The 15,274-nt window shown below is 69.1% G+C and carries 11 protein-coding genes and 2 tRNA genes; 5 read left to right on the plus strand and 8 right to left on the minus strand.

The window, feature by feature from the left end:
* Window positions 1-222: 222 nt before the first annotated feature.
* Together hisH and hisB are read right to left on the minus strand one after the other, a co-directional pair.
* Window positions 223-861 (minus strand): imidazole glycerol phosphate synthase subunit HisH, encoded by a 639-nt coding sequence (gene hisH / locus ACX938_RS00490; RefSeq protein WP_232752509.1) that lies wholly within the window; start codon window positions 859-861, stop codon window positions 223-225.
* Between the two features lie 2 nt (window positions 862-863).
* Window positions 864-1,451: an imidazoleglycerol-phosphate dehydratase HisB gene (gene hisB, locus ACX938_RS00495; protein ID WP_459429546.1), complete on the minus strand. Its 588-nt coding sequence runs from the start codon at window positions 1,449-1,451 to the stop codon at window positions 864-866.
* Between the two features lie 132 nt (window positions 1,452-1,583).
* On the opposite strand from hisB, the gene ACX938_RS00500 reads away from it, so the two are divergent.
* Window positions 1,584-1,823: an Lrp/AsnC ligand binding domain-containing protein gene (locus tag ACX938_RS00500; protein ID WP_232752507.1), complete on the plus strand. Its 240-nt coding sequence runs from the start codon at window positions 1,584-1,586 to the stop codon at window positions 1,821-1,823.
* 144 nt (window positions 1,824-1,967) lie between these two features.
* On the opposite strand, the gene ACX938_RS00505 is transcribed toward ACX938_RS00500, so the two are convergent.
* The 6 genes from ACX938_RS00505 to ACX938_RS00530 all read right to left on the minus strand — a co-directional run bounded on the left by ACX938_RS00505 (window position 1,968) and on the right by ACX938_RS00530 (window position 8,836).
* A tRNA-Gly gene (locus ACX938_RS00505) sits at window positions 1,968-2,042 on the minus strand.
* Between the two features lie 22 nt (window positions 2,043-2,064).
* Window positions 2,065-2,139: transfer RNA gene (locus ACX938_RS00510), tRNA-Gly, on the minus strand.
* A gap of 85 nt (window positions 2,140-2,224) precedes the next feature.
* The gene (locus ACX938_RS00515) at window positions 2,225-2,632 is read right to left on the minus strand and encodes a rhodanese-like domain-containing protein (protein ID WP_459429547.1); all 408 of its coding nucleotides are present in this window, start codon (window positions 2,630-2,632) and stop codon (window positions 2,225-2,227) included.
* Between the two features lie 77 nt (window positions 2,633-2,709).
* Window positions 2,710-3,114, minus strand: coding sequence for a VOC family protein (locus ACX938_RS00520; RefSeq protein ID WP_459429548.1), 405 nt, complete (start codon window positions 3,112-3,114; stop codon window positions 2,710-2,712).
* A complete protein-coding gene (locus tag ACX938_RS00525; protein ID WP_459429549.1) occupies window positions 3,111-6,554 on the minus strand; it encodes a pyruvate carboxylase in 3,444 nt (1,147 codons plus the stop codon). Before ACX938_RS00525 ends, ACX938_RS00520 begins: the two co-directional genes overlap by 4 nt.
* A gap of 59 nt (window positions 6,555-6,613) precedes the next feature.
* Window positions 6,614-8,836, minus strand: coding sequence for a sensor domain-containing diguanylate cyclase (locus ACX938_RS00530; RefSeq protein WP_459429550.1), 2,223 nt, complete (start codon window positions 8,834-8,836; stop codon window positions 6,614-6,616).
* Window positions 8,837-9,006: 170 nt separating this feature from the next.
* Here ACX938_RS00530 and ACX938_RS00535 point away from each other — a divergent pair, with 170 nt between their 5' ends.
* The 4 genes from ACX938_RS00535 (at window position 9,007) to ACX938_RS00550 (ending at window position 15,170) form a co-directional block, all read left to right on the plus strand.
* Window positions 9,007-11,469 carry an ATP-dependent helicase gene (locus ACX938_RS00535; RefSeq protein ID WP_459429551.1) on the plus strand — a complete coding sequence of 821 codons (2,463 nt, stop codon included), beginning with the start codon at window positions 9,007-9,009 and terminating at the stop codon, window positions 11,467-11,469.
* 146 nt (window positions 11,470-11,615) lie between these two features.
* Complete coding sequence (locus tag ACX938_RS00540) at window positions 11,616-13,400, plus strand: SLC13 family permease (RefSeq protein ID WP_459429552.1); 1,785 nt, start codon at window positions 11,616-11,618, stop codon at window positions 13,398-13,400.
* Between the two features lie 161 nt (window positions 13,401-13,561).
* A complete protein-coding gene (locus tag ACX938_RS00545) occupies window positions 13,562-13,915 on the plus strand; it encodes a hypothetical protein (RefSeq protein WP_232752500.1) in 354 nt (117 codons plus the stop codon).
* Window positions 13,905-15,170 (plus strand): DNA-packaging protein, encoded by a 1,266-nt coding sequence (locus tag ACX938_RS00550; protein WP_459429553.1) that lies wholly within the window; start codon window positions 13,905-13,907, stop codon window positions 15,168-15,170. The genes ACX938_RS00545 and ACX938_RS00550 overlap by 11 nt, the downstream gene beginning before the upstream one ends.
* The last annotated feature ends 104 nt before the right edge of the window (window positions 15,171-15,274 follow it).

Below are 15,274 nucleotides of genomic sequence, written 5' to 3' on the forward strand. Positions count from 1 at the left end.
GCGGGCCCCGGGGCGCCGGGGCCGGTGTCGTGATGCAAGAAAGGCCGGGCGGGTGCCCGGCCTTTTTTGATGGGTGGGGTGGGGCGCTGAGGCGCGTGGGGCCGGAGCGCGGCACCGTAGCCGGGCGTTGGCTGTCGCGCTTTCGGTCCGGGCGTCGGGCGCGGGTGCGCCGGGCCTTCGCCCACGCACAAACCTGCCCGCCGCGCCCGGCTCAGATCCCGCTCAGGGCGCCCACTTCAGGAAGTTCGCGATCATCCGCAGGCCGGTGGCCGCGCTTTTCTCGGGGTGGAACTGCAGCCCGATGCGGTTCTCCGATCCCACCACCGCGGTGACCTCCTCGCCGTAATCGACGTAGGAAAGCCGCTGCGCCGCATCGGCCATGCGGATCTGGTAGGAATGCACGAAATAGGCGTGATCGCCGGTCTGCACGCCCTCGAGCACCGGGTGCGGCTGGTCGATCACCAGGTCGTTCCAGCCCATGTGCGGCACCTTGAGCGCCGGGTCCGAGGGGGTGATCTTCAAGACCTCGCCGTCGACCCAGCCCAGGCCCTCGGCCTCTTCGTATTCGTGGCCCTTGCGGGCCATGAGCTGCATGCCGACGCAGATGCCCATGAAGGGCCGGCCCTTGGTCTCGACCGCCTCGAGCAGCGCCTCGTAGACGCCGCCCTTGCCGCGCAGCGCCGCGGCGCAGGCCGGGAAGGCGCCGTCGCCGGGCAGCACGATGCGGTCGGCGCGGGCGACCATCTCGGCCTCGGAGGTCACCACGACCTCGCCGGCGTCATGCTCGCGGGCCATGTTGCGGAAAGCCTTGTCGGCGGAGTGCAGGTTGCCGCTTTCGTAGTCGATGATCGCGGTGAGCATGGTCAGAGCGAGCCCTTCGTCGATGGGATGGCGTCGGATGTGCGGGGGTCAGGCTCGACCGCCTCGCGCAGGGCACGGGCGACGGCCTTGAAGGCGGCCTCGGTGATGTGGTGGCTGTTCAGCCCCGAGAGCGCCTCGACGTTCAGGGTGATGCCGCCATGGGTGGCCAGCGCCTGGAAGAACTCGCGCACCAGCTCGGTGTCGAAGCTGCCGATCTTCTCGGAGGGGAGTGCCACGTTCCAGACCAGGTAGGGCCGGCCCGAGAGGTCGAGCGCGGCGCGCACCAGCGCGTCGTCCATGGGCAGGAGGCAGGCGCCGTAGCGGCGAATGCCGCGCTTGTCGCCGATGGCCTTGGCCAGCGCCTGGCCGATGGCGATGCCGGTGTCCTCGACGCTGTGGTGGTCGTCGACATGGCGGTCGCCGTCGCAGCGCACCGTCATGTCGAAAAGCGCGTGGCGCGCCAGCTGGTCGAGCATGTGGTCGAAGAAGCCGACGCCGGTCTGGTTGTCGAAAGTGCCGCTGCCGTCGAGCTCCAGCGTGACCGAGATCTCGGTCTCGGCGGTCTTTCGGGTGATCTCGGCCTTGCGCATCCTGGGCGTCCTTCCTGCGTTCGGGGCGGGTTATAGGTCTCGGTCCGGCGAAGTAAAAGGGGCGGTTCGCGGGGGCATTGTGCGCCCGTGACTTCCGTGCCAGCTTGGCGCCCGAGCTTAAGGGAGAGTGCCATGAGCGCCTGTGTCTTCATCCAGATCCGCTGCACGCCCGGCAAGACCTACGAGGTCGCCGAGGAGATCGCCCTGCGCGAGCTGCATTCGGAGCTCTATTCGACCTCCGGGGAATACGACCTGCTGCTGAAGCTCTATGTGCCCGAGGACCAGGACATCGGGAAGTTCATCAACGAGAACCTGCTGGTGATCCCGGGGATCGAGCGGTCGCTGACGACGCTGACCTTCAAGGCGTTCTGAGCGGGGCAGGGGGCGTGGCGGCTCGGGGGTGATGTCGTCGGGCGGGACGCCCGACGGCGGGGCGCGGTTCGATGAGGCCCGACACAGCGGCGCGCGACGGCGCTCGGCGCAGATCCCGAAACTTTCTGAAGAGAAGAAGACCGATGGAGCGGGCGAGGCGATTCGAACGCCCGACCCTTACCTTGGCAAGGTAATGCTCTACCCCTGAGCTACGCCCGCTTATCCATCGTCTGGCTCGATTTGGAGCGGGCGAGGCGATTCGAACGCCCGACCCTTACCTTGGCAAGGTAATGCTCTACCCCTGAGCTACGCCCGCTTACCAATCGAGTGACGCGGATGTAAAAAATCGCCGCGCGGGCTGCAAGGGGAAAATTTCGCGCGGCGGCAGGAAATTTCCCCCCTCAGCCCTTCTGGGCTTCGGGGCCGGTCACCGGGCCGCCCTTGGCCACCCAGTCGTTGAAGCCGTCGCGCAGATGCGCAGCCTCGAAGCCCATCTTCTGCAGCTGGAAGACCGCCAGCGCCGAGCGCCAGCCCGAGGCGCAGTGGAAGACGTAGCGCTTGTCCTGCTGGCCGAAGACCTCGCGGAAATAGGGGCTGTCGGGGTCGACCCAGAACTCGAGCATGCCGCGCGGGGCATGCACCGAGCCGGGGATGTAGCCGGTCTTGGCGCGTTCGCGCACGTCGCGGATGTCGATGATCACCACATCCTCGGCCTCGGCGAGCGACAGCGCCTCCTCGGTGGGGATCTCGGCGATCTGGCTGCGCGCCTCGGCGACCAGATCGGCGGCGGAGAGTGTGAGCTTGCTCATGGGGTGCCTTCCCTTGCTGGGGCGGATGTCGGGCGCCGCGGGGCGCGTGCCGTCGGGGCCTTGGGGGCCTCAGGGCCCTAACCCTGGGCGTATTCGATCAGATCCCAGCGGTTGCCGAAAGGGTCGCGGAAGACCGCGACCTTGCCGTAGGGGGCATGGCGGGGCGCCTCTTCGAAGACCACCCCGCGGCGGGTGAAAAGCGCGTGATCGCGGTCGAAATCGTCGGTCGCGAGGAACAGCCAGACGCGTCCGCCGCCCTGGGCGCCGATGGCGGCGCGCTGGTCTTCCTTGGCCTCGGCCAGGAGGAACTCGGTCTCCGCGCCCTCGGGGGCGACCCGGACCCAGCGTTTGCCGCCGCCCAAGTCGCTGTCCTCGCGGCACTCGAAGCCGAGCGTGTCGACGAAGAACGCCAGCCCCGCCGCGTAGTCCGGCACCAGGACCGAGACCAGGGCGAGGCGGCGGCGCGGGGACCCGCTGCTCATTCGTATTCGACCAGCAGGTCCTTGGCGTCGATCTGGGCGCCGGGCTTGGCGTGCACCGCCTTGACCTTGGCGTCGCGCTCGGCGTGCAGGCCGGTCTCCATCTTCATCGCCTCGATGGTGAGCAGAAGATCGCCCTGTTTCACCGATTTGCCCGGCTCCACCGCGACCGAGGCGACCACACCCGGCATCGGCGCGCCGACGTGATCGGCGTTGCCCATCTCGGCCTTGAGCGCCGCGGCCTTGCCGCCGGTGGCCTTGCGGTCCGGCACCCGGACCGAGCGCGGCTGGCCATTCAGCTCGAAGAAGACGCGGGCCTCGCCGTTTTCCTGGGTCTCGCCCACGGTGATCAGCCGGATCTCGAGCGTCTTGCCCGGGTCGATCTCGGCGGTGATCTCCTCGCCGGGTTCCATGCCGTAGAAGAAGGTCTTGGTCGGCAGGGTGCGCACCGGGCCGTATTGCTGGTGGCGCGCGATGTAATCGGTGAAGACCTTGGGATACATCAGGTAGCCGTTCAGGTCCTCGTCGTCGAATTCGACGTCCTCGAACTTGCCGGCCAACTCGGCGCGGGCGGCCTCGATGTCGACGGGCTTGAGGTGCTTGCCGGGCCGGTCGCTGAGCGGTTTCTCGCCCTTGAGCACCTTCTTCTGCAGCCCTTTGGGCCAGCCGCCGGGAGGCTGGCCGAGGTTGCCCTTCATCATGTCGATGACCGAATCGGGGAAGGAGATGTCCTTCTTGGGGTCCTCGACCTCGTCGCGGGTGATGCCCTGGCTGACCATCATCAGCGCCATGTCGCCCACCACCTTCGACGAGGGCGTGACCTTCACGATGTCGCCGAACATCTGGTTCACCTCGGCATAGGTGCGCGCCACCTCGGGCCAGCGTTCCTCGAGCCCCATGGAGCGCGCCTGGGCGCGCAGGTTGGTGAACTGGCCGCCCGGCATCTCGTGCAGGTAGACCTCGGAGGCGGGCGACTGCATGGCCGATTCGAAGGCCGCATATTGCGCGCGCACCACCTCCCAGTAGTCCGAGATCGCGCGGATCGACTTGATGTCGAGCCCGGTCTCGCGTGGGGTGAAGCGCGTGGCCTCGACGATCGAGCCCAGGGTCGGCTGCGAGGTATTGCCCGAGAGCGCGTCCATGGCGGCATCCACCGCGTCGACGCCGGCCTCGGCGGCGGCCATGACCGTGGCGATGGCCGCGCCCGAGGTGTCATGGGTGTGGAAGTGGATCGGCAGGCCGACCTCGTCTTTCAGGGCGCGGATCAGCGGGCCGGCGGCGGCGGGTTTCAGCAGCCCCGCCATGTCCTTCAGGCCCAGCACATGGGCGCCGGCGGCCTTCAGCTCCTTGCCCATGGCGACGTAATACTTGAGGTCGTATTTCGCCCGGTCGGGATCGTTGATGTCGCCGGTGTAGCAGATCGTGCCTTCGCAGAGCTTGCCGCTCTCGATCACGGCGTCCATGGCGACGCGCATGTTCTCGACCCAGTTCAGGCTGTCGAAGACCCGGAAGACGTCGACGCCCGAGGTGGCGGCCTGCTTCACGAAGCCCTCGACCACGTTGTCGGGGTAGTTCGTGTAGCCCACGCCGTTCGAGGCGCGCAGCAGCATCTGGGTCATCACGTTGGGCATCTTGGCGCGAATGTCGCGCAGCCGCTGCCAGGGGCATTCCTGCAGGAAGCGGTAGGCCACGTCGAAAGTCGCCCCGCCCCAGCATTCGACCGAGAAGAGCTGCGGCAGGTTGGCGGCATAGCTCGGCGCCACCTTGATCATGTCGATCGAGCGCATGCGCGTGGCCAGGAGCGACTGGTGGCCGTCGCGCATTGTGGTGTCGGTGATCAGGAGCTGCTTCTGCGCGGCCATCCAGTCGGCGACCGCCTGGGGGCCCTTCTCCTCGAGGAGGTTGCGGGTGCCCTTGGCGGGCGTCTCGGTCAGGGGCTTGGGCGGTTTCGCCGGGCGCAGGTCGGCGGCGGGCTTGCGGCGGCCTTCGGTCTCGGGGTGCCCGTTCACCGTGATGTCGGCGATATAGGTCAGCACCTTGGTGCCGCGGTCCTTGCGCGGCTTGAAGTCGAACAGGTCCGCCGTCTCGTCGATGAACTTGGTGGTGTAGCGGTTCGACAGGAAGGTCGGGTGGCGCAACAGGTTCTCGACGAACTCGATATTGGTCGAGACGCCGCGGATGCGGAATTCGCGCAGCGCGCGGTCCATCCGGGCGATGGCCTTCTCGGGCGTGGCGGCCCAGGCGGTGACCTTCACCAGGAGCGAATCGTAGTAGCGGGTGATGACGCCGCCGGCATAGGCGGTGCCGCCGTCGAGCCGGATGCCCATGCCGGTGGCCGAGCGATAGGCCGAGATGCGGCCGTAGTCGGGGATGAAGTTGTTGGTCGGATCCTCGGTGGTGATCCGGGTCTGCAGCGCGTGGCCGTTCAGCGCGATGTCGTATTGGCTGGCCTTGCCGGTGGCCTCGGCCAGGCTCTTGCCCTCGGCGATCATGATCTGCGCCTGGACGATGTCGATGCCGGTCACCTCCTCGGTGACGGTATGTTCGACCTGGACGCGCGGGTTGACCTCGATGAAGTAGAACTCGCCGCTGTCCATATCCATCAGGAACTCGACGGTGCCGGCGCATTCGTAGTTCACATGGGCGCAGATCTTGCGGCCGAGCTCGCAGAGCTGTTCGCGCTGGGCGTCCGAGAGATAGGGCGCGGGGGCGCGTTCGACGACCTTCTGGTTGCGGCGCTGGACCGAGCAGTCGCGCTCGAAGAGGTGGTAGATGTTGCCCTGGCTGTCGCCGAGGATCTGCACCTCGACGTGGCGGGCGCGGGTGATCATCTTCTCGAGGTAGCCCTCGCCGTTGCCGAAGGCGGCCTCGGCCTCGCGGCGGCCTTCCTTGACCTTGTCCTCGAGCTCGTCGGCCGAGAGGATCGGGCGCATGCCGCGGCCGCCGCCGCCCCAGGAGGCCTTGAGCATCAGCGGGTAGCCGATCTCGTCGGCCTCGGCGCGGATCTTCTTCATGTCGTCACCCAGGACCTCGGTCGCGGGGATCACCGGGACGCCGGCCTCGATGGCGACGCGGCGGGCCGAGGCCTTGTCGCCGAGCGCGCGCATGGTCTTGGCCTTGGGGCCGATGAAGACGATGCCGGCGGCGTCGCAGGCGTCGACGAAATCGGGGTTCTCGGAGAGGAGGCCGTAGCCCGGGTGGATCGCGTCGGCGCCGCTTTCCTTGGCGACGCGGATGATCTCTTCGATCGAGAGATAGGCCTGGACCGGGCCGAGGCCCTCGCCGATGCGATAGGCCTCGTCGGCCTTGAAGCGGTGCAGACCCAGCTTGTCCTCCTCGGCGAAGACGGCAACCGTGCGTTTGCCCATCTCGTTGGCGGCGCGCATGATGCGGATCGCGATCTCGCCGCGGTTGGCGATGAGGATTTTTTGGAAGTCTGGCATTTTGGGTCCACCCCGCAATTTTCTGCTGCGCAGCATCGTAGGGTGGAACTATTCTGACCTCAACCAGTGCCGTGTGTGGCGGGTTTTTGCGGGCCCTCGGGGCCGTTCCTGACGGCGCCCGCGGGGCCGCGCGGGGCGGCGGTCTGGGCGGTTTTGCGGGGGGATGCGCCGGAGGGCGTGCCGGGCTCAGTCGCCTTGCGGAGCGCGGCTTCGGGCGCCGGACCGGCTTTCTGCGGTGCCGCGTCGAGGGCCGTTGGTGCGGTGCGGAGGGCCTGGTGCTGACCTGAGGCCGTGTCGGTCGTGCCGGATTGCGTGCGGTGCTGCGTCTCCGCAGTGCCGGGCGCGTCGAGGGACGGGCGGTGCCCTTCCGTCGTGCCAGACCCGTTGAGCGCCGCGCGGGGCGCCTCCGCCGTGTCGGGCGCCTCGAGGGCCGCGCCGCTGCCGGCGAGGACCACCTGGTTCCGGCCCCGATGCTTGGCCTCGTAGAGCGCCTCGTCGGCGGCGCGCATGAGGTCCTGGGGCAGGCGCCCGTGGTCGGGGAAGACCGCCACGCCCACTGAGATCGAGATATGCGGCAGGGTCTTTTCGCCGTAGCGCACGGTCACCGCCTCGACGGTGCGGCGCAGAAGCTCGGCGCGGTCCATGGCGGCCTCGGCGTCGGCCTCGGGCAGGAGCAGCATGAACTCCTCTCCGCCGGTGCGGCAGGCGGCCTCGTCGCCGTCGGCCAGCGCGTCCATGGCCGAGCCCACGGCGCGCAGCACCATGTCGCCGGCGTCATGGCCGTGGGTGTCGTTGAACTTCTTGAAATGGTCCACGTCGAAGGAGAGGAGCGCCGCGGCGCCCATGCTGCGGGCGGCGCCGTCGATGGCGCGGCGCAGCGCCTCGGTCAGGTGGCGGCGGTTGTAGAGGCCGGTCAGCGGGTCGCGCACCGACTGGTCGTGCAGCTGGTCGCGCATCCGCACGTTGGCGATGGCCAGGCTGATCTGTTCGGCGCACATCTGGGCGAGCTTGCGCAGTTCGCGGAAGCGGGCGTTGGTGATCTCGGGGCGGGCGCGGACATGCATGAGGCCCACGGTTTCGCCATGGGCGAGGATCGGGAAGCAGTAATAGGCGCGGTCGTCCACGTCGGGCACATGGGCGCAGGCGAAGTTCACCTCGCTGCTGCCATAGGCGTAGCTGCGGCCGCGGCGCAGGCCCCAGCAGCTGTCGGGGCGGATGTGATCGGCGGTGCGCCCGCCGTTCCAGGCGGCCATGCCGTCCAGCACGTCGCGGCTGTTGGAATAGACGTAGACCGAGCCTTCCACCTCGGGGAGCATGTGCGTCATGAAGCGCGCGACCATCTCGAAGAGCTCATCCAATGAGGCGGAGGATTGCAGCCATTCGTTCAGCTCGCCCAGGAGCTGGACGTCGCGCGCCAGCCGCATCTGCCGTTCGAGGCCCGTCTTCTCGGCAGCGGCGCGGTCGCGCATGGCGAGGTAGCGCGCCTTGCTGCGCCGCCCGCTGATCACCACCGCCGCGGCGGCGACCAGGGTCACCAGCACCGTCAGAAGCGCCAGCGCCGCGCGGGCCTTGTCGACCAGCGGCTCGCGCAGGGTGGTCAGATCGGCGTAAAACTCGATGGCGCCGACCATGCGGCCGTTTTCCATCACCGGGGTATACATCTCGGCGATGTCATGGTCGTGCGCGCCATGCTCCATCTCGCTGGTGAGCATGTGGAAGCGGTGCTGGTCGATCTCGGAGGGGGCCTTTTTCTCCTGTTCGTAGAAGACCGCGCCGGCGGCCAGCACCTCGAGCAGCTCGGGCGAGGAGATCGTGGCGCCCACGAGATCCGGGCGGGTCGACCAGAACACCCGTCCTTCGGCGTCGAAAAGCTTCAGTCGGTAGAGATTCGATGCCTTGGGGATGCCCATCAGGTAGCCCTCGTCGGCCTCGGTCACCGCGGCGCGGGCGAAGGTGTCGCTGCCCCGTTCGAGCTGGTCGAGCAGGCGCTGGCGCCAGAGCATGGCGTCGGAGACGATGGCGTCGCGCAGGCTCCAGTCGATGACCGGGGCCGGGGCCAGCACGGTGATCGCGGTCATGCCGCTGCCGACGGCGGCGACGAAGGCCAGCGAGAGGCCGATGCGGGTCAGCCGGCGGCGAAGACGCGCCCCGCGCTGGCGCAGCGCCTGGCGCGCGGCGGCAGGGCCGGCCGCGGATGCGGCGGGTGTCAGGGGCGCGGTGCCGCCCGGCGCGGGCCCCGAAGGACCTGCGGCGGCGGCGGATGGCGCGGCGGAAGCGGTCATGGGCAACATCCGTCGTCAAGCTCCGCGAGGCCCCGGCAAGGGCCGCGCGGCAGGAGGGCCGGCGCACAACTCACGCCCCGGCCCGGCGCGACACATTGATACCCGCCGAGAAGTGAACAATTGGTGAACCCCGTCTTTCTTTCGCCGCCCGCCGCGGTTACATTCGCGCCATGAGCAGTTTCGACGAAATGGACGCCTTCGAGGGCGCCTCGCTGTCGGCGCGCGCCATGCAGGCGCGGGGCGCGCCCTATCTGGACGAGCTGAACCCCGCGCAGCGCGAGGCGGTCGAGACCCTGGACGGGCCGGTGCTCATGCTGGCCGGGGCCGGCACCGGCAAGACCAAGGCGCTGACCGCGCGCATCGTGCATCTTCTGAACACCCAGCGCGCCCGCCCGAACGAGATCCTCGCCGTGACCTTCACCAACAAGGCCGCGCGCGAGATGAAGAACCGGGTCGGCAAGATGCTGGGCCACACCGTCGAGGGCATGCCCTGGCTCGGCACCTTCCACGCGATCTGCGTGAAGCTTTTGCGGCGCCATGCCGAGCTGGTCGAGCTGAAGTCGAACTTCACCATTCTCGACAGCGACGACCAGCAGCGGCTGATGAAACAGCTCATCGTGGCGCGCGGCATCGACGAGAAGCGCTGGCCGGCGCGGCAGCTCGCCGGGGTGATCGACGGCTGGAAGAACCGCGCCATCGGCCCCGACCGGGTGCCCGCCGCCGACGCCAGCGCCTTCAACCACGAGGGCCCGGCGCTTTATGCCGAATACCAGGCCCGCCTGCGCGAGCTGAACGCGGTGGATTTCGGCGACCTGCTTCTGCACATGGTCACGATCTTCCAGCGCCACGAGGACGTGCTGGCGCAATACCAGCGCTGGTTCCGCTACATCCTGGTGGACGAATACCAGGACACCAACGTGGCGCAGTATCTCTGGCTGCGGCTCCTGGCCTCGGGGCATCGCAACGTCTGCTGCGTGGGCGACGACGACCAGTCGATCTACGGCTGGCGCGGCGCAGAAGTGGGCAACATCCTGCGCTTCGAGAAGGATTTCCCCGGCGCCCACGTGGTGCGGCTCGAACAGAACTACCGCTCGACCCCGCATATCCTGGCCGCCGCCAGCGGCGTGATCGCGGGCAACGAGGGGCGGCTCGGCAAGGAGCTCTGGACCGAGGCCCAGGAGGGTGAGAAGGTCCGTCTCATCGGCCATTGGGACGGCGAGGAAGAGGCCCGCTGGGTCGGCGAGGAAATCGAATCCATGCAGGGCGGCACCCGCGGGATGCGGCCCTATTCGCTGGACGACATGGCGATCCTGGTGCGGGCCTCGCACCAGATGCGCGCCTTCGAGGACCGCTTCCTCACCATCGGACTGCCCTACCGGGTGATCGGCGGCCCGCGCTTCTACGAGCGCATGGAGATCCGCGACGCCATGGCCTACTTCCGGCTGGTGGTCTCGCCCGGCGACGACCTGGCCTTCGAGCGCATCGTGAACGTGCCCAAGCGCGGGCTGGGCGACAAGGCGCAGCAGACCATCCAGCAGACCGCCCGCTCGCACGGGGTGAGCCTTCTGGAGGGCGCGCGCATCGCCGCCGAGGAAGGCGCGATCAAGGGCAAGGGTGGCGTCGCGCTCAAGGCGCTGGTCGACGACCTGGCGCGCTGGGGCCGGATGGTGCGCGGCCCGCTGGTGCAGGTCGAGACCGACCCCGACGCGGTGCTCGACACAGAGGCCGGGCCCGAGGCGGTGCGCTACGAGTACGGCCCGCCCGAGATCAGCCACATGGAGCTGGCCGAGATCGTGCTCGACGAATCGGGCTATACGGGCATGTGGCAGAACGACAAGACGCCCGAGGCGCCGGGCCGGCTCGAGAACCTCAAGGAGCTGGTGAAGGCGCTCGAGGGCTTCGAGAACCTGCAGGGGTTCCTCGAACACGTCAGCCTGGTCATGGACAACGAAAGCGACGACGGCGGGGCCAAGGTCTCGATCATGACGCTGCACGCGGCCAAGGGTCTGGAGTTTCCGGCGGTCTTCCTGCCGGGCTGGGAAGACGGGCTCTTCCCCTCGCAGCGCTCGATGGACGAACAGGGGCTGAAGGGCCTCGAGGAAGAGCGGCGGCTGGCCTATGTCGGCATCACCCGTGCCGAGGAGGTCTGCACGATCTCCTTTGCCGGAAACCGGCGGGTCTTCGGCCAGTGGCAAAGCCAGATGCCCTCGCGTTTCATCGACGAGCTGCCCGAGGCCCATGTCGAGGTGTTGACCCCGCCGGGGCTTTATGGCGGCGGCTACGGGGCGGCGGGCATGGCGGCCCATGCCTCGCCCGAGATCATGGCGCGTTCGGCCAGCGACCTGCACGACCGCGCGAGCCGCGCCGATGTCTACAACAGCCCCGGCTGGAAGCGGCTGCAGGCGCGCTCGGGCGAACGCCCGATGAGCCAGCCCCGCGAGGCGCGCCACCAGGTGATCGACCTCGACGCGACCTCGTCCTACGTGATGGGCGAGCGGGTCTTTCACCAGAAGTTCGGCTATGGCGCCATCGTCGGCATCGAGGGCGACAAGCTCGAGGTCGACTTCGAGAAGGCGGGCACCAAGAAGGTCGTGTCGCGCTTCGTCTGCGCCGCCGACGACGTGCCGTTCTGAGACCCGGCGCCCTGTCCGGCGCCCGGTCCGGCAGCAGTGGCGAGGCGCTGGCGTCCTCCCCGCACACTGCGGTGCCGCGAACGCTTGCTGCCGCCTGCCCGCATCTGCAATATGCGACGTCAGGCGGGGAAGAGCTGCGAGCCTAGATGGATATCTTTCAATTCAGCCAGGACACCGCGGCCTATATCACCATGGCCGTCATCCTGGGCATGCTGATCCTCTTCGTGACCGAGCTCTACCCGGTCGAGGTGGTGGCGATCGGCGGGGTGGCGGTGCTTCTGGTGCTGGGCGCGCTGCCCTATGAGGCGGCGCTCTCGGTCCTGTCGAACAACGCGCCCTGGACCATCGCGGCGATGTTCGTGGTCATGGGGGCGCTGGTCCGAACCGGGGCCCTCGAGGCCTTCACCAATTACGCGCAGGACAAGGCGCAGAAGCGGCCGAAGCTCGCGCTGTTCTCGATCATGGTGGTGGTGGTCGCCGCCTCGGCGGTGATGAACAACACTCCTGTGGTCGTGGTCATGCTGCCGATCTTCGTGCAGCTTGCCCGGACCTTGGGGCTCGCCCCATCCAAGTTGTTGATCCCGCTCAGTTACGCGGCGATCCTCGGGGGCATGCTGACGCTGATCGGCACCTCGACGAACCTGCTGGTCGACGGCGTCGCGCGGAGCCGCGGGCTCGAGCCCTTCACCATCTTCGAGGTCACGCCACTGGCCATCGTGCTGGTGCTGGTGGGGGTCACCTACCTGTATTTCATGGGGCCCCTGGTCCTGCCCGAGCGCTCCTCCATGGCGGGGATGCTGCAGGACCGCAGCCGGATGAAGTTCTTCACCGAAGCGGTGATCCCGCCCGATTCCAACCTGGTCGGCCGCGAGGTGCTGAGCGTCCAGCTTTTCAAGCGCGAGGGCGTGCGGCTGATCGACGTGATCCGCGGCGACCAGTCGCTGCGCCGCAACCTGCAGGGCGTCGAGCTCGAGGTCGGCGACCGGGTGGTCCTGCGGACCCAGATGACCGAGCTTCTGAGCCTCCAGCGCAACAAGTCGCTGAAGCGCGTCGACCAGGTTTCCTCGGTCGAGACGACCACGGTCGAGGTGCTGATCACCCCGGGCTGCAAGATGGTCGGCCGCTCGCTCGGCGCGCTGCGGCTGCGGCGGCGTTTCGGCGTCTACCCGCTGGCGGTGCACCGGCGGAACCAGAACATCGGGCGGCAGCTCGATGACCTGGTGGTGCGGGTCGGCGACACGCTGCTTCTTGAAGGCGCGCCAGACGACATCAAGCGCCTGGCCGAGGAAATGGCCCTGGTCGATGTCTCCCAGCCCTCGGCCCGGGCCTTCCGGCGCGGTCATGCGCCGATCGCGGTCCTGGCTCTGGCGGGCATCGTGGTGCTGGCGGCCCTGGGCGTCGCCCCGATCCTGGCCTTGGCCGTGGTGGCGGTCGCGGTGGTGCTCCTGACCCGCTGCATCGACGCCGACGAGGCGTTTTCCTTCGTCGAGGGCCAGCTCCTGGCGCTGATCTTCGCCATGCTCGCCATCGGCGCCGCGCTTGAGGAGACCGGCGCCGTGGGCATGATCGCGGGCTGGATCGCGCCCTGGATGCAGGGTCTCGACGGGGTTTTCGTGATCCTCGCGGTCTTCGCGCTGACCAGCGTGTTGACCGAGATGGTCTCGAACAACGCGGTGGCGGTGGTGATGACACCGATCGCCATTTCGCTGGCCGAGGCGCTGGGCATCGACCCCCGGCCGCTGGTCGTGGCGGTCATGGTGGCGGCCTCCTGCGCCTTCGCGACGCCCATCGGCTACCAGACGAACACGCTGGTCTATGGCCCGGGCGGCTACCAGTTCACCGATTTCCTCAAGGTGGGCGTGCCGATGAATATCCTGATCGCGGTGGTCTCTTCGCTGATGATCCCGATGATCTGGCCGTTGACGCCCTGAGAACCTTCCCTTCGATCCGGTAAAGCGCGGCGGGCTCACCGCCCCGGAACCCGCGTGCCCGCAGGCTTGTCCTGTCCGGGGCGCGCCGGGTCGTGCCTCTGGTCGGTCCGTGGCGCGGCCCCGGCAACCGGACGTCAGGGGCAGAGCGGAGGGACCCAAACATGAGCCTGATCGACCCCATGGGCCGCGAAAGCGCGCTCGAGGAGGAACGCCTCGCGTTCCTCGAAACCCTGGCCGAGCTGCGGCTGGCGCTGGGGGATCTCAAGGAAAAGATCCGCGCGGGCGAGATCGGCCGCGACGACAAGAGCCAGGGCAAGAAGCTCCTGGAAGAAAGCCGCTACTGGCTTAGGGCCCTGAGGGAAACGGAGGCTGAACTTGTCCGTATCGAACGCGAAAAGGCCGGGATCGCCGGCGACTGGGGGCTCGATCTCGAGGCCGCCCGCGAGGAACTTCGCTGCCGGCTGGCCCGGCTGCCGCGCTGCGGCTGCGCCCTGGGCGGCGGGGATGGGACTTGATCCCGGCACCGAGATCGCGCTGCCTTACCTCTTCGAGCTCTGGGCGCTGCCGCATCAGCTGGCCCCGCCGGGCGACTGGCGCAGCTGGGTGATCCTGGGCGGGCGCGGCGCGGGCAAGACCCGGGCCGGGTCCGAATGGGTGCGGACCGAGGTCGAGGGGCCGCGCCCGCGCGATCCCGGGCGGTGCCGGCGGCTGGCACTTCTGGGCGAGACGCTCGACCAGGTGCGCGAGGTCATGGTCTTCGGCGACAGCGGCATCCTGGCCTGCTGCCCGCCCGACCGGCGGCCGGTCTGGCAGGCCACACGGCGCTGCCTCGTCTGGCCGAACGGCGCCGAGGCCATGGCCTTTTCGGCGCAGGAGCCCGAGGCGCTCCGCGGTCCGCAGTTCGATGCCGCCTGGGCCGACGAGCTGGCCAAGTGGCGCAAGGCCGAGGAGGTCTGGGACATGCTGCAATTCGGGTTGCGGCTGGGCGCGCTGCCGCAGGCCTGCGTGACCACCACGCCGCGCAATGTGCCCGCGCTGAAGCGGCTTCTGGCGCGGGGCTCGACGGTGGTCAGCCATGCGCCGACCGCGGCCAACCGCGCCAATCTCGCGGCGAGCTTCCTGGCCGAGATGGAGGCGCGATACGCCGGCACCCGGCTCGGCCGCCAGGAGCTCGAGGGCGCGCTCCTGGAGGATGTGCCGGGCGCGCTCTGGACCCGCGACATGCTGGCGGCGGCGGGGTGCTCCGAGGTGCCCGAGCTGGCGCGCGTCTTGGTGGCGGTGGACCCGCCCGCGACCGGGCACCGGACCTCGGACGCCTGCGGGATCGTGGTCGCAGGGCTCGCGCGGGGTGGCGGGGCGGTGGTCCTCGAGGATGCCACCGTCCAGGGCGTCAGCCCCAAGGGCTGGGCCGAGGCCGCGCTGGGGGCCATGGCCCGCTGGCAGGCCGAGCGCATGGTCGCCGAGGTCAACCAGGGCGGCGACATGGTCGAGGCGGTCCTGCGCGCCATCGACCCCGAGGTCGCCCTGCGCAAGGTCCGCGCCTCCCGCGGCAAGGTGGCCCGCGCCGAGCCGGTCGCGGCGCTTTACGAACAGGGCCGGGTGGCGCATCTGCGCGGACTTGGCGCGCTCGAGGACGAGATGTGCCGGATGACCGCGACGGGCTACGAGGGGCAGGGCTCGCCCGACCGGGTCGATGCGCTGGTCTGGGCGCTGAGCGAGCTGTGCCTCGGGACGGGGAAGCGGGGCGTGCCGGGGGTGCGGGGGTTGTGAGGGGGGCTGGCGCGGGGCAAGACCATCGTGCACCATCTGCAACCCACGCCCTTCTTTTTGCGCCCGAATAGCACCGAAGGTGCCGGGCGCGCGCCGGACCGGCC

The sequence above is a fragment of the Roseivivax sp. genome (assembly GCF_054552075.1).

What these genes read in the sequence shown, in the direction of transcription:
- ACX938_RS00535 (WP_459429551.1), top strand. Translation starts at nt 9,007, where the DNA reads ATGAGCAGTTTCGACGAAATGGACGCCTTCGAGGGCGCCTCGCTGTCG.
- ACX938_RS00525 (WP_459429549.1), bottom strand. Translation starts at nt 6,554, where the DNA reads ATGCCAGACTTCCAAAAAATCCTCATCGCCAACCGCGGCGAGATCGCG.
- ACX938_RS00545 (WP_232752500.1), top strand. Translation starts at nt 13,562, where the DNA reads ATGAGCCTGATCGACCCCATGGGCCGCGAAAGCGCGCTCGAGGAGGAA.
- ACX938_RS00530 (WP_459429550.1), bottom strand. Translation starts at nt 8,836, where the DNA reads ATGACCGCTTCCGCCGCGCCATCCGCCGCCGCCGCAGGTCCTTCGGGG.
- ACX938_RS00520 (WP_459429548.1), bottom strand. Translation starts at nt 3,114, where the DNA reads ATGAGCAGCGGGTCCCCGCGCCGCCGCCTCGCCCTGGTCTCGGTCCTG.
- ACX938_RS00515 (WP_459429547.1), bottom strand. Translation starts at nt 2,632, where the DNA reads ATGAGCAAGCTCACACTCTCCGCCGCCGATCTGGTCGCCGAGGCGCGC.
- ACX938_RS00550 (WP_459429553.1), top strand. Translation starts at nt 13,905, where the DNA reads ATGGGACTTGATCCCGGCACCGAGATCGCGCTGCCTTACCTCTTCGAG.
- ACX938_RS00500 (WP_232752507.1), top strand. Translation starts at nt 1,584, where the DNA reads ATGAGCGCCTGTGTCTTCATCCAGATCCGCTGCACGCCCGGCAAGACC.
- ACX938_RS00540 (WP_459429552.1), top strand. Translation starts at nt 11,616, where the DNA reads ATGGATATCTTTCAATTCAGCCAGGACACCGCGGCCTATATCACCATG.
- hisH (WP_232752509.1), bottom strand. Translation starts at nt 861, where the DNA reads ATGCTCACCGCGATCATCGACTACGAAAGCGGCAACCTGCACTCCGCC.
- hisB (WP_459429546.1), bottom strand. Translation starts at nt 1,451, where the DNA reads ATGCGCAAGGCCGAGATCACCCGAAAGACCGCCGAGACCGAGATCTCG.